The organism is Amycolatopsis sulphurea (genome assembly GCF_002564045.1).
GTDB classification, from domain to species: Bacteria; Actinomycetota; Actinomycetes; order Mycobacteriales; family Pseudonocardiaceae; genus Amycolatopsis; species Amycolatopsis sulphurea.
Genome location: NZ_PDJK01000002.1, coordinates 1,406,352 through 1,422,113, shown reverse-complemented (window position 1 = coordinate 1,422,113; position 15,762 = coordinate 1,406,352). Strand labels below are relative to the sequence as shown.

Sequence of the window (15,762 nt, the reverse complement as noted above, 5' to 3'; positions counted from 1 at the left end):
TCCTGTCCGGGTGACCGAGACCGGCGAGGACTACCGCGAGGCGCAACTTTCCGGGCAGTGGTGGGAAAAACGCCAGTTCACCGGCTGCGACTTCACCGAGGCGGACCTGCGGGACGTGCGCATCAGGGGCTGCACGTTCGACGGCTGCGACTTCACGAAGGCCGACCTGGCGCGCTCCCGGCACGACGCCTCCGCGTTCCGCTCCTGCACCTTCGACCGCGCCGTGCTCGCGCAGAGCCGATGGTCGGCGTGCTCCCTGCTCGGTTCGTCCTTTGTGGACTGCCGATTCACCGGGATCGCACTCACCGAATGCGATCTGTCCCTGGCCGCGTTCGCCCGCGGGCGGCTGCGAAAACTGGACCTCTCCGGACTGCGACTGCGGGAAGCGAACCTGACCGAGGCCGACTTGACGGATTCCGACCTGCGCGGGACCGATCTGACCGGCGCCCGGATGATCGGCACGAAACTCTCCGGTGCCGACCTGCGGGGCGCGCTGATCGACGCGAACGGCCTGCGCCAGGCCGACCTCCGCGACGCCCGCGTGGACCTCGACCTGGCCGCCGGATTCGCCGCGGCGCACGGCCTGGTGGTGAAGTAGCCGGCCCAAGGCGAGTGGACAGTGCGCGCTGGCTGGTGTCCGTCAAGCCTGCTACCTAGCTTGACAGGCTGTGAAGGGCCCCTTCACGGACTCTGAGTCCGTGAAGGGGCCCTTCACAGCGCCGCTGGCGTCGTAGTGAAGGTGGTCAGTCGATGGGCGGGTCGCCCGGAGTGAAGGTGGTCAGTCGATGGGCGGGTCGCCCGGATCGAGTTCGACCAGATCGCCTTCGGCGACGAGTTCCTCGATGCTCGCGGGCAGCAGGTACGCCGACCCGCCGCCGGGCTGGTTGAACCAGGGGATCGCCACGCCGGCCAGAGCCTCCAGCGGACGCTGCACCCGGTAAACGTGGTAGGGGCGGGTGATCCACTCCGGGACCAGCGAACGTTCCCCGAACGGCGTGCCCGCGGCGTAGGTCAGGTTGCCGTTCGGGCCGCCGAACCGGTCCAGTTCACTGCCCGCGGGCAGCTCCCGCAGCTCCTTGCCACGGAACAGGGTCAACGGCGGTTCCCCACCCAGCGGCGAGATCGGCCACTGGTTCCCGCCACCACCGCCGGTCGCGGCGCGTGCGCCGTTCGCCCGTGGTGCGGGGGGCAGCGGTTCCCGGCGTACCGGGGCGGCGATCTGCGTGGGCGGAGCGGTCGGCGGCGCCTGCCGGGCGGGTGGTTCGTCGTCGGCCAGCAGCTGGTCGGCGGGGGTGAAGGCGGTCTGCTCCTGCGGCGGCACGGTCTCCCGCGGCCGGATCGGGAACGAACCGGTGGCCACCTCCGGCGACAGAGTCGCCACCACCGGCGGCTTCGGTGCGTCGGCGATCGTCTCGGGCTCCGACACCGATACGGGCATGGGCACGGGCATCGGGGCCGGCTCGGCGGGTACATGCCCGTCCGGGTGCAGCAGCACCTTGCCGAGCATGAACGCGGCGGCGTCCTCGGCGTCGCCGAACACCGCGGGGTTGACCAGTTCGCCGTCGTACCAGCCGACGCGCCAGCCTTCGCCGACCTGTTCTACGCTCCAGCCGCGTTCGGTGGCCGTACCGAGCCCGTACGCGTTCTCAGGCACGTTCAGCTCGTCCAATTTGGACTGCAGATCGGCCAGCGCCGGCTCGGCGGGCAGCTCCCGCAACACTCGCCGTCCACCGGACTGGCGCGGGCCGGGCTCCGGCTCCGGTCGCGACGCCGGGGTGAGTGGGAACGGCTGATCCACCGGCACCGCGCCGGGCAGCTCTGAGCCGGGCATGATCGTCGCGGTCGGCGGGCCCGAGTCGAACTCGGACTCGTCGTCGTGCCGCTCGTCGGAGTAACCGGCTTGCTCCGGCGCGCGGTCCGCGTGCGTGTACAGCTCGTCGTGCTGTTCAGGCTCGTTGCTGTGGGTGAAGAGGACCGGCTCCTCGCGGTGCTCCGCCTCGACGGGCTCGTACGGAGCGTCCGGGGTGTCGCTTACCGGCGCGTACAGCGCGGTCTGCTCGGCCTCGGGAACCGGCGGGGTGCCGTTGCGGCCCGACTCTTCGTAGTAGGGCTCCTCAGCGCCGAAGCTTTCCTCGAACTCGTCGCCGTACACCTCTTGCTCGTGATAGGGCTGATCTTGCTCGTGGAACTGCCGGCCCTGCTCACGGTAGGACTGGTCCTGCTCGTGGTACGGCTCGCCCTGTTCCCGGTAGCCGTCCTCGTACTCGCCGAAGTCCGGCTCGGTGCGGCGTCCGCCCGCTTCGTGGTCGTCGGCGTAGTCGTCGTGGCGATGCTGGTCCGGACCAGCATCGAGGGCGGCCGGGTCTGCCGCCTGCGCGCCGTGCTCGCTGTACGCGCGCTCCGGCGCGTGGCCGGCCTCCGTATCGGCAACGGTCTCGTCCTGCTCCGCGCCGGGGGCGTCCTCGCCGGAACGTCCGCCGAATCCGGCGGCCACTCCCGCGGCGGCCAGCCCGCCGATCGCGGCGGCCGCGGCGATACCGCCGTGCCCGGAGTCGTCCTGCCCGGGGCCTGGCCGCCCACCGCCGGGAGCGCCTGCTGCGGCGGGGATCCTGGGCCCACTGGGGCTCGTCGGCTCGCCGGGATCACTCGGTCCACCGCCTGGGCCGTCCGGCCCTGCGGCAGCACCCGGCCCGCCGCGGATCGCTCCGGCGCCGCTCGGCTCGCCGGGTCCGCTCTGCCGTCCGGGACCATCCGGTCGTCCCGGACCGCTCTGGCCGCCCGGCCCGCTGAGCCCGCCCGGTCCACTTTGGCCGGTCGGCTCGCCGGGAACGCCTTGGTTGCCGAGGCCGATCGGCCCGCTCTGGAGGCCGGGACCGTCCGGCCCACCTTGACCGGGGCCGTCCGCTCGCCCGGGGCCGTTGTGGCCGCCTTGATCACCGAGACCGCCGGGACCGTCCGGCCGTCCGGGACCGTTGGGGCCGCCTGGTCCGCCTTGGTTGCCGAGGCCGCCCGGTCCACTGTGGCCGCCGGGGCCGTCCGGCCCGCCGAAACCGCCGGGCCCCCCCGGGCTGTCTGGCCGTCCAGGGCCACCTTGATGACCGGGACCGTCCGGCCGCCCGGGTCCGCTGAGGCCCACCGGCCCACCCGGACCGTCCGGCCCGGCCTGGGCGCCGACCGGCCCACCAGGACCGCCTTGGCCACCCATGCCACCGGGACCGTTCATGCCGCCAGGACCACCATGCTCACCCGGCCGTCCGGGGGCACCCGGACCAGGCCCACCGGCACCGTTCGGCCTGCCCGGCCCGGTCGCACCACCAGGCCCGGTCATCGCCTCGGGACCGCTGAGCCCGTTCACCATGTCCGGGCCGCTCAGCCGATCGGCACGTTCCCGCCCGCCACCATCGAACTCGTCGCCGTAACCGTGCTGGTCGGCGGGAGCCGGTCCGCCCGGCGCCGCGGCACCGGGCTGCCGGGGCGGCGCGGGGCGTTGCTGCGGTGGCTGATTGCCCCGGGTCAGGTACCCGGCCGCGCCCTGCAGGGTGGGCTCGTCGACCTGGGGGAGCTGGAAGCCGTTGGCGCGGATGTGGTCGATCAGATCCGCTTCCGGGGAGACCCCGTAGGTGCGCAGGTAGAAGTTCACCGCGGCGGGCCAGATCCACTCGCCGTCGCTGTGGAAGGCGACCGGGACGGTGGCCTCCGGGGTCTGCGCGAGCCGGTCGATGTCGTACCCGCGGTCCTGGACCACCACCGGGGCGTGGTCGAGGTAGTCCAGCAGCCGGTCCTGCTCCGCGACGTCGAGGTCGGGGCGGTTGAGCACCGGACGCCCCGCCGGGCCGATGGTGTCGAAGATGCGGGCGATGCGGAAATGCGGGCCGGGCTGTTCCGGGCCGAGGCCGGACAGCCTGCGGATCAGCCACTCCGGCACGTTCTCCTCGGTGCGCGGGAACGTGCGCAGCTCGTCGGAGTAGGCCTGCGGCGGCGGCGCGAGGTCCCACTGCGGCTCGTCGCGGTTGTATTCGAGGTTGTAGCTGGACGGGTGATCAAGCTGGTAGCGCGCGTTGAACCAGGTGCCGCGGCCGTCCCGGTACATCCCGGCGCGCAGCTTGCCGAACAGCGTCGCGATGTCGTGCGTGGCCATCCACTCCTGCACGGAGCCGTCCTCGAGCCGGATCTCGCCGGTCAGCTCGTGGTACCTGCCGACGGCGCGGTACTCCGCGGAGACCTTGCGCCAGTCGCGCGGGGCGGCGCGCAGCAGGGCCAGCCCGATCTGCTTGACCAGTGTGTCCTGCTCGGTCGCATTCAGCTGCGTCGTCGGTTGTGCCACAGGCCCATTTTGACTGTTCGCGGGCGCGGACGCACCCCGCATAGGGCATTTGCCACCCACGGACGGGGTCACGGACCCGCTGACCTCGTACGACGCGATATGGCGGAGGTCACACGCCCGGGTGGGTGATGCGGTGGAGTGCTTGGAGTCTAGGCCCGGGAGGCCCTCGGCCAGGGGAGGACGCGCGGGCCGATCGGGTGGTGTGCCCGGCACGCAGCGTAGGGACCCCGCGAGTGTGCAGTGGTGCCCAGCGCTGCGAAGATGGTGGTCGTGACGGCGAAGATTCTGGACGGCAAGGCCACCAAAAACGCCATTTTCGCGGAGCTGCGCCCGCGGGTGGCCGCGCTCGCCGAGCAGGGCGTGACGCCCGGCCTCGGCACCGTGCTGGTCGGTGACGACCCCGGTTCGCATGCGTACGTGAAGATGAAGCACGCCGACAGCGCGAAGATCGGGGTCAACTCGATCCGCCGCGATCTGCCCGCGGACATCTCGCAGGAGAAGCTGGAAGCCGTCATCGACGAGCTGAACGCCGACCCGGCCTGCCACGGCTACCTCGTCCAGCTCCCGCTGCCCAGGCACCTCGACGCCAATCGCGTGCTAGAGCGTATTTCCCCGGCGAAGGACGCGGACGGTCTCGCCCCGATCAGTCTCGGCCGGCTCGTGCTCGGCGAGCAGGGCGCCCTGCCGTGTACCCCGTACGGGATCATCGAACTGCTCAAACGGCACGACGTGCCGCTCGACGGCGCGCAGGTGACTGTGGTCGGTCGTGGGATCACGGTTGGTCGAACGCTCGGCCTGTTGCTCACCCGCCGTAGTGAAAATGCCACCGTCACGCTCTGTCACACCGGTACCCGCGATCTTGCCGCGGAGACTCGCCGCGCGGACATCGTGATCGCCGCCGCGGGCGTGCCCGGGATCATCAAACCGGACATGGTGCGGCCGGGTGCGGCCGTGCTCGACGTCGGGGTCTCGCACGTCGGCGGCAAGCTCACCGGCGACGTGGACCCGGCGGTGGCCGAAGTCGCCGGCTGGCTCTCGCCGAACCCCGGCGGGGTCGGCCCGATGACGCGGGCGATGCTGGTCAGCAACGTGGTCGAGGCCGCGGAACGCGCGGTCGCGGGGTGATGGCGATGCCCGGCGAACGGCCGCGTGGCGGTCGGGCGTGGACCGTTCACGTGCCGTTCGCGGCGGTGCTCGTGCTGCTCCTCGTCGCCGTGGAGCGGGCCTTCCAGTACCACTGGCGTGAGGGGGCCGTGCTGGTCGGCGTGGCCCTGCTCGTGGCAGGTGTGGCGCGCGCGGTGCTGCCGGTCGAGAAGGTGGGGCTGCTCGCGATCCGCAGCAAGACCGTCGATCTGGTGACCTACGGCCTGTTGTGCGCTGCGGTCCTCTACATCGCCCTCACCATCACGGGCGGCCCCCTCGACTCGTCCTCCTGAGTTCTCAGGTAGCCGGCGCGAGTTCCCGCGCGGCCTCGCGCCGGTCCAGCAGGCCGGACACCGCGGCGATGGACACCCCGAGCACGGCCAGCAGCGCGCCGACCCAGTTGGGTGCGAGCAACCCGAGCCCGCCGGCGATCACCAGGCCGCCGAGGTAGGCGCCGATCGAGTTGGCGATGTTGAAGGCCGACTGCACCGCCGCGGAGACGAGCGACGGCGTGCCGCCCGCCTTCTCCATGATCCGCGCCTGCATCATCGGGCCGATCATGAAGCCCGCGAAGCCCACGAAGAAGATCGTGATCGCCGCGCCGACCTTGCCCTGCGCGGTGACCGTGAAAATCGCGAGCACGGTGGCCAGCGACAGCAGCGCGACGTACAGGCTCGGCATCAACGCCTTGTCGGCGAGCCGTCCGCCAAGGAAGTTTCCGAGCGTCATGCCCACGCCCGTGAGCGAAAGCAGCACGGTCACGTTGGACGGCGAATACCCGGCGACATCGGTGAGCATCGGCGCGATGTAGGACATGCAGGCGAACACCCCGCCGAGGCCGAACATGACGATGGCCAGCGCCAGCCAGACCTGCGGACGGCGGAACGCACCGAGTTCGCCGCGCAGCGACGGCTCGGCCGGACGGCCCTGGTGCGGCACCAGCTTGGCGATCGTCGCGATGGCCACCAGCCCGATGAGCGCGACCAGACCGAACGTGACCCGCCAGCCGAACTGCTGGCCCAGCAGCGTGCCGACCGGTACGCCGATGACGTTCGCCATGGTCAGGCCCATGAACATCATGGACACCGCCTTGGCCCGCTCGCCCGGCCGGGCGAGGCTCGACGCGACCACCGCGCCCGCCCCGAAGAACGCGCCGTGCGGCAGCCCGGCGAGGAACCGGAACGCGATGCCGAAGTCCTGGTTCGGCGACAGCGCGAACAGGCCGTTGCCGAGGGTGAACAGGCCCATCATGGCCAGCAGCATGGTCTTGCGGGGAAGCCGCACGGCCAGTGCGGTGAGCAGCGGGGCGCCGATCACGACACCCAGCGCGTAGGCGGAGATGAAGTAGCCGGCGGACGGGATGTCGATGTGGAAATCCGAGGCGGCCTGGGGCAGCACACCCATCATCACGAACTCGGTGGTGCCGATGCCGAAGGCACCGACGGCGAGTGCGAGCAACGCGACGGGCACGGCTCTCCTTCCTGGGGAGATCGGGGGTTCGAGACCGGTTCTGAAGCGCTTTAGTAAACGGCCAAAAAACAAGACAGCCACGGGCGGCCGCGACGCCGTCGTGCTGTCTGTCCGCGCGTCCAGTTCAACCGAAGCCGGGTGGCTTTGTCATCCCGGTATCCGGGTGAGGCTGTTCACGTAACGCGATGTTCAGTGTGGTGCGGCGAGCACTCCGTCGAGCAATCCGGGGAAGAGTGCGTCGAGATCGTTGCGCCGCAACGAGTTGAACCGGGTGGTGCCGTCCTGGCGGCCGGCCACCACGCCGGCCTGGCGCAGGATCGCCAGGTGGTGAGTGAGTGTGGATTTGGTCACCGGGACGTTGAATGCGCGGCAGGGCAGTTCGCGGTCCGCACCGGCCAGCTGCCGGACCATGGCCAGCCGCACCGGGTCGGCGAGGGCGCGCAGGACGGCCTCGACGGTCATCTCGTCCCGCCCGGGGCAGGCGAGCGGAGACGGCGGTGTGGTGGCGGACATGGTGCCCATGGTACGACGCCGCTCGAAATTGTCGGTGGCGCTGTGTACGATCATCGTCGAACTACGACGTTCGTCGAACTAATCCACTCGTTCGCCTTGGGGGCATCTTCATGACCACCGTCCCGTCTTCGGCCGTGGCGCGGAACCTCGTGCTCGCGTTCGGGGCCTTCGGTGTCGGCACCAGCGGTTACATCGTCGCCGGACTGCTGCCGTCGCTGACCGCGGAGCTGCACGTCTCGGCCACGGCCGCAGCGCAGCTCGTCACCGCGTTCGCGATCGCCTACGCGGTGGGCTCGCCCGTGTTCGCCGCGGTGACCGGGCGGTGGGAGCGGCGGAAGCTGCTCGTCGCCGCGCTCGTCGTGGCCGGTGGCGGGAACCTGCTCGCGGCGATCGCGCCGGGGTACTCGACGTTGCTGCTCGCCCGGATCGTCACAGCCGTCGGGGCTGCGGTGTTCACCCCGGCGGCCAGCGCTGTGGCCGCGGAACTCACCACACCGGATCGCCGCGGCCGGGCGGTCGCCATGGTGTTCGGCGGGCTGACCGTCGCGTTGATCTTCGGGGTGCCGCTGGGCAGCCTGATCTCGCAGCGCTTCGCTTACGAAGCCGCGTTCCTGCTCGTCGGCGTACTGCTGCTGGCCGGGGCCGTCGCGGTCCGGCTCGTGCTGCCGTCCGTCGCCGCGCCGCCCGCGGTCCGGCTGGCCGAGCGGTTCGCCGTGGCGCGGGACCGGCGGGTGATCGCGTTGCTGGTCACCACCGTGCTCGCCTGCCTGGCCGCGTTCATGGTCTACACGCTGATCTCGCCGCTGCTCGCGGCGACCGCCGGAGTCTCCGGCGGGACCGTCACGGTGCTGCTGTTCTGCTACGGAATCGGTGGCGCGATCGGCAATTTCGCCGGCGGCCGCGCGGCCGACCGGTGGGGCGCGCGGCGGCCGGTGCTGTTCGTGCTGGTCATGGTCACCGTGGTGATGGCGCTGCTGCCGATCGCGACCCGGACGGTGCCGGGCGCGGCCGTCGCGTTGTTCTTGTTGGGGCTGGCGACCTGGGCGTTCAGCCCGCCCGTGCAGCACCGGCTGATCGAGCTTTCCCCTGGCCACGCTGGGCTCACGCTGTCGCTGAATGCGTCCGCGATCTACCTCGGGGCCGGGTTGTCCGGGGTGGTGGGCGGCGCGGTGCTTACCTCGGGCGGGCCTACCGTCCTGCCGGTGCTCGCCGCCGCCCTGACCGCGGTCGCCATTCTGGTCACCCTGCTCTTTTGGGGACGCGCGCCCCGGCTCCTTCGGGAGCGGGCCGTGGCGTGAGAGGCTGCCCGGCGTGGTCGAAGTGCTGGAAGTCGTATCCGGACATGGTGGAGAGTTGGTGCTGCGCACCGACGGCGCCGGTTTCGAAGTGATCGAGAACGGCGTTTTCCTGATGGACACCCGAAATGGCGAGTCGGAACGGCTGCTGGTGACCGGCGCGGCCGGCCGGCTCGCCCCCGGCGCGCGACTGCTGATCGGCGGGCTGGGCGTCGGTTTTTCGTTGCGCGCCGCACTGGATCACGGCGGCGTCGGCGAGATCGTGGTGCTCGAACGCGAACCGGCCGTGATCGAATGGAACCGCACCGGCCCACTGCGCGCAGTGCACGGCGGGGCGCTGGACGATCCGCGGGTGACCGTGGTCGAAGCGGATCTCCTCACCTGGTTGCGCGCCACGGAGGAGACGTTCGACGCGCTGTGCCTCGACATCGACAACGGTCCTGAGTGGACAGTCACGGAAGGCAACGCGGAGCCGTATGCCGCGGATGGCTTGGACCGGCTCGCCCGGCGGCTGCGCCCGGGTGGCGTACTGGCGGTGTGGAGCGCGGGCGCGGCCCCGGCGTTCACGCAACGGCTGCGGGAGCGGTTCGATTCGGTGGAAGTGGTGCGGGTTCCGGTGCCGCGAGGTGAGCCGGATGTGGTTTGGTTCGCGCGTTGACCGGTGGTTTCCGCCGCGCATTGGTTACGGCCAGGTGGAGCGTAGTTCCCGGACTCCTACTGCATAGGCGCGAGGGCCTCCGCGAACGACTGCGCGGTGGATTGCTTCGCGGTGTCGCTCGAAACGTTGGACCATTTCGACAACCCGGAGCTTCTGGTTATCGAGGTAGAAGAGAACGCCGTTGTAGGTTTGCAAAGGGGTGCGTTCTATGTCGCGTCCTTTGATTCGTCCGTCTTTGCACAGAGGTGACCACCCTCTGGTCAGGCCGTAGGCGAGCCAGTCCTCGTCGGCGACGTGCTGTGCGTCGTCCGGAAAGTGCTCCGCAGCTCTGTGTACTGTCCAGCCGCGCATGGTCAGTTCTTCTGCCAGCCGCCGGCCGAGCCCTCGGTCGAGAAAGAACTCATGCGGCACGGGCGGCTCGGCACAATGATTCGACTTGTTCCGGGGTCAGCCCGTATTCGTAGGCTACGTCAGAAAACGACTCGCCCGCCAGCCAAAGATCAACGACGGTATCCACCGGTACTCTGGCAGATTCGACGACAGGTGCTCCCCAGCCGAATCGTGGGTCGATGACCACCGGGGCGATATCCGGGTATTGCCGGAGGCGAAGGCTGCCGGCGAAGCCATCGTTGGTGTCCCACTCTATGAAGTGCAGGTAATCGTTGATCACCTCGCGGAATGGACGTTGGCCGTCGCCGACGCGTGCGAGGTCGCCGTCCAGGTAGTGCACGAAGATGTCCACGCCGTCGGTCGCGATCTTCTTCGTTGCCAGTGCATACGGTGTATCGAATGAGCTTCGAACCTCGGCCGCGGCGTCCCTGATTTTACGTTTGGTGAGCTTGAGGTCGCGCAGCGCGCGCAGGACATAGGCTTCGACCACGGCGACGAACGGGACCGAGGGCCTCCCGTGCCGCTCCGGTGTGACCTGGTGGACCAGCGGGGTGCCACCGGCTTGCTCGCCGAGCCAGCCGTACATCGTGGATTGCGGGATCTGAAGGTGCCGAGCCACCTCTTTGGGAGTCAGCAGTGGAGCGGTGAACTTGTCGACCACGGTGCCTCCTCCGAGCATGTGGGCTGTCCTGTCGAGGGCTACTCTATCCGGTCCGAGTTGCGCCGGTTGCGTTCTGCGTTCGCGTAGCGGTTGGCTTCGACGCCAGTTCCGTGCCGCGAGGCGAGCCGGACGTGGTCTGGTTCGCGCGTTAACCCTTGGCCGCAGCCTTCGCCGCCTTCTTGAACGCGCGGACTTCGGCCAGGGTCTTCTCGTCGGTCACGTCCGCGATGGAACGGCGGGAGCCGCGGTCGCCGTACGCGCCAGTCGTTTCGCGCCAGCCTTTTGGTTGTACGCCGCGTTGTTTGCCGAGCAGGGCGAGGAAGATCTTCGCTTTCTGTTCGCCGAATCCGGGGAGTGCCTTGAGTCGTTCGAGAACCTCGGGGCCGTCCGGTTTGGGGCGTCCGGACAGCCAGATCCCCTCGGTATCGCCGTCGTAGTGCTCGATGATGTGCTGCGCGAGCGCATGCACCCGGCGGGCCATCGAACCGCCGTACCGGTGAATGGCCGGCGGGGTGACACACAGTTCGACAAAGGTGTCGAGGTCCGTCGCGGCGATCTTGCCGAGCTCGAACCCGGCCATCCGGTCGGCGATCTTCCGCGGCCCGGCGAAGGCGTGTTCCATCGGGTACTGCTGGTCCAGCAGCATGCCGACGAGCAGGGCGAACGGGTCGTCGTTGAGCAGCTTGTCCGCCGCCGGGTCGCCGGTCAGATGCAGTTCACGCAGCATGGGACCAGGATCTCACGCCTTGCTCGGGGCCGCGCGCGTGTGGCAGCGCGGCGAGGTAGTGCCGGAGGTGGGTCAACGTGCACGCGGGGGGCCACCTGCGGTTGATGGATACGCTTGCACGGCAACGGATGGCAGGCTTCGGCAGTTCATCGCGGCGCCAATGCCCTCACCCCTCGGCGAACACCGCGAAGACCTCCCGCACCCGGTCACCATCGTGCGACGTCACCGTCCGGGCCGTCGCCGACACGAAACCAGCGTCGGTGGCCAGTGCGGCTGCCTCGTCGGCGGTCGACGGCAGAGTCAAGTCCTGGGGCATCAACTCGCCGAAAGCGCCGTTTCGGTGGAGGCGTTGCGCCAGGGAGATGCTGAACGCCAGCTGTCCGCCGGGGCGCAGTACCCGGCGCCAGTCGGCGAGTGCGGCCGCGCCGAGGAAGTGCAGTGCGGACGCGCACACGACGGCGTCCGCCGAAGAGTCGTCGAGCGGCAGCGGTACTGCGGGGGCGACTTGCCAGGAGATCCGTCCCCCAGGGTCGAGTCGCGCGGCTTTTCGGTGCGCCTGCTCGATCATCGCGGGGGAGAAGTCCACCGCGAGCACTGCCGCCGGATCGAGGCGCAGCGACGCGAATGCTGCGGCGCCGGTGCCGGTGGCGACGTCGACGAGCAGCGAAGGGCCGGGGGACAGGCCGTCCACCAGGGTGTCCGCCACGAGCGGGTGGAAGCTGTCTGCGTCGTAACCGGGGGCCTGGGCGTCGAACAGTTCGCTCACCCGCCCACCTTAGTGCCGCTGACCAGCGATTTTCACGGCAGCGGGCGCCGACCGGCGAAGCCGAGATCGACGCGGTGGTACCAGCTCAGCTCGTCGTCGCCCTCGATCCAGCACAACAGGACGTCGTCGTCGCCGAGGGTGGCCGGGAAGTCCACCAGCAGCGGGGCGAACCCCTTCAGCTCCGCGCCGGTGGCCTGCACCGCGGTCATCAGGTCGTCGAGCCGGGCCTGCGCGGCCTTCCACTCGGGCAGGCCGCCGAGGTCGGTGTCCCGCCCACCGGGCCGCAGCGACGCGGCCAGCTCGGCGGCGTCCGCCCGGATCCGGACGAGCTCGTCGAGCACCGGGCGCAGCCGGGCGAGTTCGGCGCGGGCTTCCGCCACGGTGAACAATCCCATCTGCAAATGTTCTCACCGGGCGTGCGGCTCCCGGCGGCGGCGCACCAGTGAACTGGCCAGGCCGGTACCGACCAGCAGGAATCCGCAGCCGAACAGAGCGCCGGTGAACAGCCAGGTGGCCACCCCGAAGCGCAGCTGGCCCCACGGCACGAGGTTCAGCAGCTCCAGCCCCCACTGCGGCATGGCGAGCGTCACGAGGCCAGGCAGCACTCCCCACAGCAGCCCACCCAGCAGCGGCCCGGCAGAGGACCACGCGCCGAGCGTGGCCACCGCGAGCAGCAGCAGCGCGCCTGCGACCAGCAGGACGACGCTGACGGCGTCACTGTGCGCCGCGTATGTGGCCAGCACGTTCTGCTGCCGGTACCCGCCGTAGCCGAGCAGGCCGAGCGCGACGGGGGTGAGGACGAGGCCGGCCAGCCCGCTCAGCACGCGTGCGCCCGTCCGGCTCGCTGGTGGCACGACGGTGGGCGAAAAGGTGGAATACGGCGGGGGAACGGACATGGGGTGACCTCCCGGGTGACTGATCCGGCGATGGGATGGTCGCCGGGTTCGCCCGGTTCCGCGAATCTTCGCGGTCTGTGCCCGGTCGCCGGGACGGCCGGTGGTGGGTGGAGACTTGACGCCGACCACTTCTGGAACCATCCAGCTCTGTTTAGCAGTACGCTTGTACCGCTACCGAAGAGAGTCGAACGCGAAGAGATCCGCGGAAGGAGCACCGCTGCTCATGGCCAAGATCAAAGTCCAGGGCACCGTCGTAGAACTCGACGGCGACGAGATGACCCGAATCATCTGGCAGTTCATCAAGGACAAGCTGATCCACCCGTACCTGGACATCGACCTGGACTACTACGACCTGGGCATCGAGGAGCGGGACCGCACCGACGACCAGATCACGATCGACTCGGCGAACGCCATCAAGCGCCACGGCGTCGGCGTCAAGTGCGCCACCATCACCCCGGACGAGGCCCGGGTGGAGGAGTTCGGCCTGAAGAAGATGTGGCGGAGCCCGAACGGGACCATCCGCAACATCCTCGGCGGCGTGGTGTTCCGCGAGCCGATCATCATGGCGAACGTGCCGCGGCTGGTACCGGGCTGGACCAAGCCGATCATCATCGGCCGGCACGCGCACGGCGACCAGTACAAGGCCACCGACTTCAAGGTCCCCGGCCCGGGTACGGTGACCATGACCTACACCCCGGCCGACGGGTCCGCGCCGATGGAGTTCGAGGTCGCGCAGTACCCGGAGGGCGGCGGCGTCGCCATGGGGATGTACAACTACCGCAAGTCGATCGAGGACTTCGCGCGCGCGTCGCTGCAGTACGGTTTCGACCGCGGGATGCCGGTCTACCTCTCCACCAAGAACACCATCCTCAAGGCCTACGACGGCATGTTCAAGGACGTGTTCCAGGAGATCTTCGAGGCGGAGTACAAGTCCGACTTCGACGCCAAGGGCCTGACCTACGAGCACCGGCTCATCGACGACATGGTCGCCGCGGCGCTCAAGTGGGAGGGCGGGTATGTCTGGGCCTGCAAGAACTACGACGGTGACGTGCAGTCCGACACCGTGGCGCAGGGCTTCGGCTCGCTCGGCCTGATGACCTCGGTGCTGCGTACGCCGGACGGCAAGACCGTCGAGGCGGAGGCCGCGCACGGCACGGTGACCCGGCACTACCGCCAGCACCAGCAGGGCAAGCCGACTTCCACGAACCCGATCGCCTCGATCTACGCGTGGACCCGCGGCCTCGAGCACCGCGGCAAGCTCGACTCCAACTCGGAGCTGATCGGCTTCGCGAACAAGCTGGAGCGGGTCGTGATCGACACCGTCGAGAGCGGCAAGATGACCAAGGACCTCGCGCTGCTGGTCGGCAAGGACCAGCCGTGGCAGACGACCGAGGAGTTCCTCGCGACGCTGGACACGAACCTGGCCAAGAAGGTCGCGCAGGGCTGATCTTCGGCAGGGTTTTCCTGGCAGAAGGGCACCTCGGAGGAGTCTTCCGAGGTGCCCTTCGCCATTCGATGACTGTGCGTCATGACCCGGTGACGGTCGTTCCCGCCACCGGGTGGTCTACGTGCGCACCTCTGTCTGCGCGGGCCCGGGGTCTCTACTCTGGTAACCGTTTCGCGACTGAGGAGCTGCTGTGATCCTGGGTTTGCCGAAGAAGGCGCTGATCATCATCGGGGCCGCCGTAGTGGTCTTCATCTTCTACGTGGTCAACCAGAAGGGCGAGGCCGACGCGCAGGGGGCCCCGACCGGATGCACGATGTCGGTGACCGCGGACGTGCTGAACGCCCGTGAAACCCCGGCAGGCGACGGGAAGATCGTCGGGAAGTACTTGAACGGTGCCAAATTCAACGCGCAACCGGTGGTACAGAACGGATTCCGCAAGGTCGTCGAAGGCAAGTGGGTGGCCGACGGGTTCCTGAAGCCGCTGGACGGCTCGAGGTGCTGACGCGCCGGTGATCAGCCCGCCCGCGCCGCGGCGCCGGGTGCGGTTGATCGGCGACCGCCGAGCCACGGCCGGAATTGTCGTACCCGCCGGGTAGCGTGCGCGGGGTGCTGACCGTCTCCACCGTGAATGTCAACGGCCTGCGGGCCGCCGTGAAAAAGGGCTTCGTCGAGTGGCTCGCCGCCACGAAGGCCGACGTCGTCGCGTGCCAGGAAGTGCGGGCCGAGGCCGCGCAGCTGCCCGCTTCGGTCGTCGAGCCCGAGGGCTGGTTCGCCGCGCACGCGCCGTCGGCCGTCAAGGGGCGCAACGGGGTGTCGCTCTACAGCCGGGTCGAGCCGGACGAAGTGCGTACCGGGTTCGGTGAGCCGGAGTTCGAGGACAGTGGGCGCTATCTCGAAATGCACCTGCCTGGGGTGGTCGTGGCGAGTCTGTACCTGCCCAGCGGCGAGGTCGGGACCGAGCGGCAGGAGGAGAAGGAACGCTTCATGGCCGCGTTCCTGCCCTACCTCGCGGAGCTGCGCGGGAAGGCCGCCGCGGCCGGGCGGGAGGTCGTCGTGGTGGGCGACTGGAACATCGCCCACGACACCATCGACCTGAAGAACTGGCGTGGCAACCAGAAGAATTCCGGTTTCCTGCCGGAGGAACGCGCCTGGCTCGGCCGGGTCCACGAGGCCGGTTACGCCGATGTGCAACGCAGGCTCGACGCCACCGGCCCCGGCCCGTACACCTGGTGGTCCTACCGCGGCAAGGCCTTCGACAACGACTCCGGCTGGCGGATCGATCTCCAGCTGGCCACCCTCGGCCTTGCCGAGAAGGTCACCGCGGTGACGGTCGAGCGAGCCGAGTCCTATGACCTGCGGTGGTCCGACCATGCCCCGGTCACCGCGACATACGATGTGCCGTTCCCGAGCTGAGGCCGGTCCTCGTGGGGCGGGTGGCTTTCCGTTACCCGGCAACGTAACTGTCCCCCCGG

The 15,762-nt window shown here is 69.7% G+C and carries 17 protein-coding genes; 8 read left to right on the top strand and 9 right to left on the bottom strand.

What is annotated here, in order from left to right:
* The first annotated feature begins 10 nt into the window (after positions 1–10).
* Complete coding sequence (locus tag ATK36_RS12565) at positions 11–598, top strand: pentapeptide repeat-containing protein (RefSeq protein ID WP_098511461.1); 588 nt, start codon at positions 11–13, stop codon at positions 596–598.
* 180 nt (positions 599–778) lie between these two features.
* Here ATK36_RS12565 and ATK36_RS34670 read toward each other — a convergent pair whose 3' ends face one another.
* Entirely contained in the window at positions 779–4,366 is a 3,588-nt protein-coding gene (locus ATK36_RS34670; protein WP_425427408.1) for a glycohydrolase toxin TNT-related protein, read from the bottom strand.
* Between the two features lie 228 nt (positions 4,367–4,594).
* Here ATK36_RS34670 and ATK36_RS12545 point away from each other — a divergent pair, with 228 nt between their 5' ends.
* Both ATK36_RS12545 and ATK36_RS12540 read left to right on the top strand, forming a co-directional pair.
* Positions 4,595–5,449 carry a bifunctional methylenetetrahydrofolate dehydrogenase/methenyltetrahydrofolate cyclohydrolase gene (locus ATK36_RS12545; RefSeq protein WP_098514838.1) on the top strand — a complete coding sequence of 285 codons (855 nt, stop codon included), beginning with the start codon at positions 4,595–4,597 and terminating at the stop codon, positions 5,447–5,449.
* Positions 5,449–5,760, top strand: coding sequence for a DUF3017 domain-containing protein (locus ATK36_RS12540; RefSeq protein WP_098511459.1), 312 nt, complete (start codon positions 5,449–5,451; stop codon positions 5,758–5,760). The genes ATK36_RS12545 and ATK36_RS12540 overlap by 1 nt, the downstream gene beginning before the upstream one ends.
* A gap of 4 nt (positions 5,761–5,764) precedes the next feature.
* Here ATK36_RS12540 and ATK36_RS12535 read toward each other — a convergent pair whose 3' ends face one another.
* The gene (locus tag ATK36_RS12535) at positions 5,765–6,937 is read right to left on the bottom strand and encodes an MFS transporter (RefSeq protein ID WP_098511458.1); all 1,173 of its coding nucleotides are present in this window, start codon (positions 6,935–6,937) and stop codon (positions 5,765–5,767) included.
* 189 nt (positions 6,938–7,126) lie between these two features.
* Complete coding sequence (locus ATK36_RS12530; protein ID WP_098514837.1) at positions 7,127–7,450, bottom strand: ArsR/SmtB family transcription factor; 324 nt, start codon at positions 7,448–7,450, stop codon at positions 7,127–7,129.
* A 110-nt stretch (positions 7,451–7,560) separates the two neighbouring features.
* Here ATK36_RS12530 and ATK36_RS12525 point away from each other — a divergent pair, with 110 nt between their 5' ends.
* Entirely contained in the window at positions 7,561–8,748 is a 1,188-nt protein-coding gene (locus ATK36_RS12525) for an MFS transporter (protein ID WP_098511456.1), read from the top strand.
* Positions 8,749–8,761: 13 nt separating this feature from the next.
* A complete protein-coding gene (locus ATK36_RS12520; protein ID WP_098511455.1) occupies positions 8,762–9,403 on the top strand; it encodes a spermine/spermidine synthase domain-containing protein in 642 nt (213 codons plus the stop codon).
* Between the two features lie 24 nt (positions 9,404–9,427).
* Here the strand turns inward: ATK36_RS12520 and ATK36_RS34665 are convergent, their stop codons facing one another.
* The 6 genes from ATK36_RS34665 to ATK36_RS12490 form a co-directional block, all read right to left on the bottom strand.
* Positions 9,428–9,814, bottom strand: a complete 387-nt coding sequence (locus ATK36_RS34665) for a PIN-like domain-containing protein (RefSeq protein ID WP_098511453.1) — start codon at positions 9,812–9,814, stop codon at positions 9,428–9,430.
* The gene (locus ATK36_RS12510; RefSeq protein WP_098514836.1) at positions 9,804–10,454 is read right to left on the bottom strand and encodes a DUF433 domain-containing protein; all 651 of its coding nucleotides are present in this window, start codon (positions 10,452–10,454) and stop codon (positions 9,804–9,806) included. Before ATK36_RS12510 ends, ATK36_RS34665 begins: the two co-directional genes overlap by 11 nt.
* Positions 10,455–10,602: 148 nt before the next feature.
* Complete coding sequence (locus ATK36_RS12505; RefSeq protein ID WP_098511451.1) at positions 10,603–11,181, bottom strand: HhH-GPD-type base excision DNA repair protein; 579 nt, start codon at positions 11,179–11,181, stop codon at positions 10,603–10,605.
* 166 nt (positions 11,182–11,347) lie between these two features.
* Positions 11,348–11,947: a class I SAM-dependent methyltransferase gene (locus tag ATK36_RS12500; RefSeq protein ID WP_098511450.1), complete on the bottom strand. Its 600-nt coding sequence runs from the start codon at positions 11,945–11,947 to the stop codon at positions 11,348–11,350.
* A 32-nt stretch (positions 11,948–11,979) separates the two neighbouring features.
* Positions 11,980–12,342, bottom strand: a complete 363-nt coding sequence (locus ATK36_RS12495; RefSeq protein ID WP_098511448.1) for a DUF2203 domain-containing protein — start codon at positions 12,340–12,342, stop codon at positions 11,980–11,982.
* Positions 12,343–12,354: 12 nt separating this feature from the next.
* Positions 12,355–12,843, bottom strand: a complete 489-nt coding sequence (locus tag ATK36_RS12490; RefSeq protein WP_245914661.1) for a hypothetical protein — start codon at positions 12,841–12,843, stop codon at positions 12,355–12,357.
* A gap of 223 nt (positions 12,844–13,066) precedes the next feature.
* Between ATK36_RS12490 and ATK36_RS12485 the strand changes: the two genes are divergently transcribed.
* The 3 genes from ATK36_RS12485 (at position 13,067) to ATK36_RS12475 (ending at position 15,703) form a co-directional block, all read left to right on the top strand.
* A complete protein-coding gene (locus ATK36_RS12485) occupies positions 13,067–14,290 on the top strand; it encodes an NADP-dependent isocitrate dehydrogenase (protein ID WP_098511446.1) in 1,224 nt (407 codons plus the stop codon).
* 190 nt (positions 14,291–14,480) lie between these two features.
* On the top strand, positions 14,481–14,792 hold the full coding sequence (locus ATK36_RS12480; protein WP_098511445.1) for an SH3 domain-containing protein: 312 nt from the start codon (positions 14,481–14,483) through the stop codon (positions 14,790–14,792).
* Positions 14,793–14,887: 95 nt separating this feature from the next.
* A complete protein-coding gene (locus tag ATK36_RS12475; protein WP_098511443.1) occupies positions 14,888–15,703 on the top strand; it encodes an exodeoxyribonuclease III in 816 nt (271 codons plus the stop codon).
* The last annotated feature ends 59 nt before the right edge of the window (positions 15,704–15,762 follow it).

Coding starts and splice junctions, on each gene's coding strand:
- ATK36_RS12485 (WP_098511446.1), top strand. CDS start 13,067: ATGGCCAAGATCAAAGTCCAGGGCACCGTCGTAGAACTCGACGGCGAC.
- ATK36_RS12490 (WP_245914661.1), bottom strand. CDS start 12,843: ATGTCCGTTCCCCCGCCGTATTCCACCTTTTCGCCCACCGTCGTGCCA.
- ATK36_RS12505 (WP_098511451.1), bottom strand. CDS start 11,181: ATGCTGCGTGAACTGCATCTGACCGGCGACCCGGCGGCGGACAAGCTG.
- ATK36_RS12530 (WP_098514837.1), bottom strand. CDS start 7,450: ATGTCCGCCACCACACCGCCGTCTCCGCTCGCCTGCCCCGGGCGGGAC.
- ATK36_RS34670 (WP_425427408.1), bottom strand. CDS start 4,366: ATGCGGGGTGCGTCCGCGCCCGCGAACAGTCAAAATGGGCCTGTGGCA.
- ATK36_RS12525 (WP_098511456.1), top strand. CDS start 7,561: ATGACCACCGTCCCGTCTTCGGCCGTGGCGCGGAACCTCGTGCTCGCG.
- ATK36_RS12495 (WP_098511448.1), bottom strand. CDS start 12,342: ATGGGATTGTTCACCGTGGCGGAAGCCCGCGCCGAACTCGCCCGGCTG.
- ATK36_RS12540 (WP_098511459.1), top strand. CDS start 5,449: ATGGCGATGCCCGGCGAACGGCCGCGTGGCGGTCGGGCGTGGACCGTT.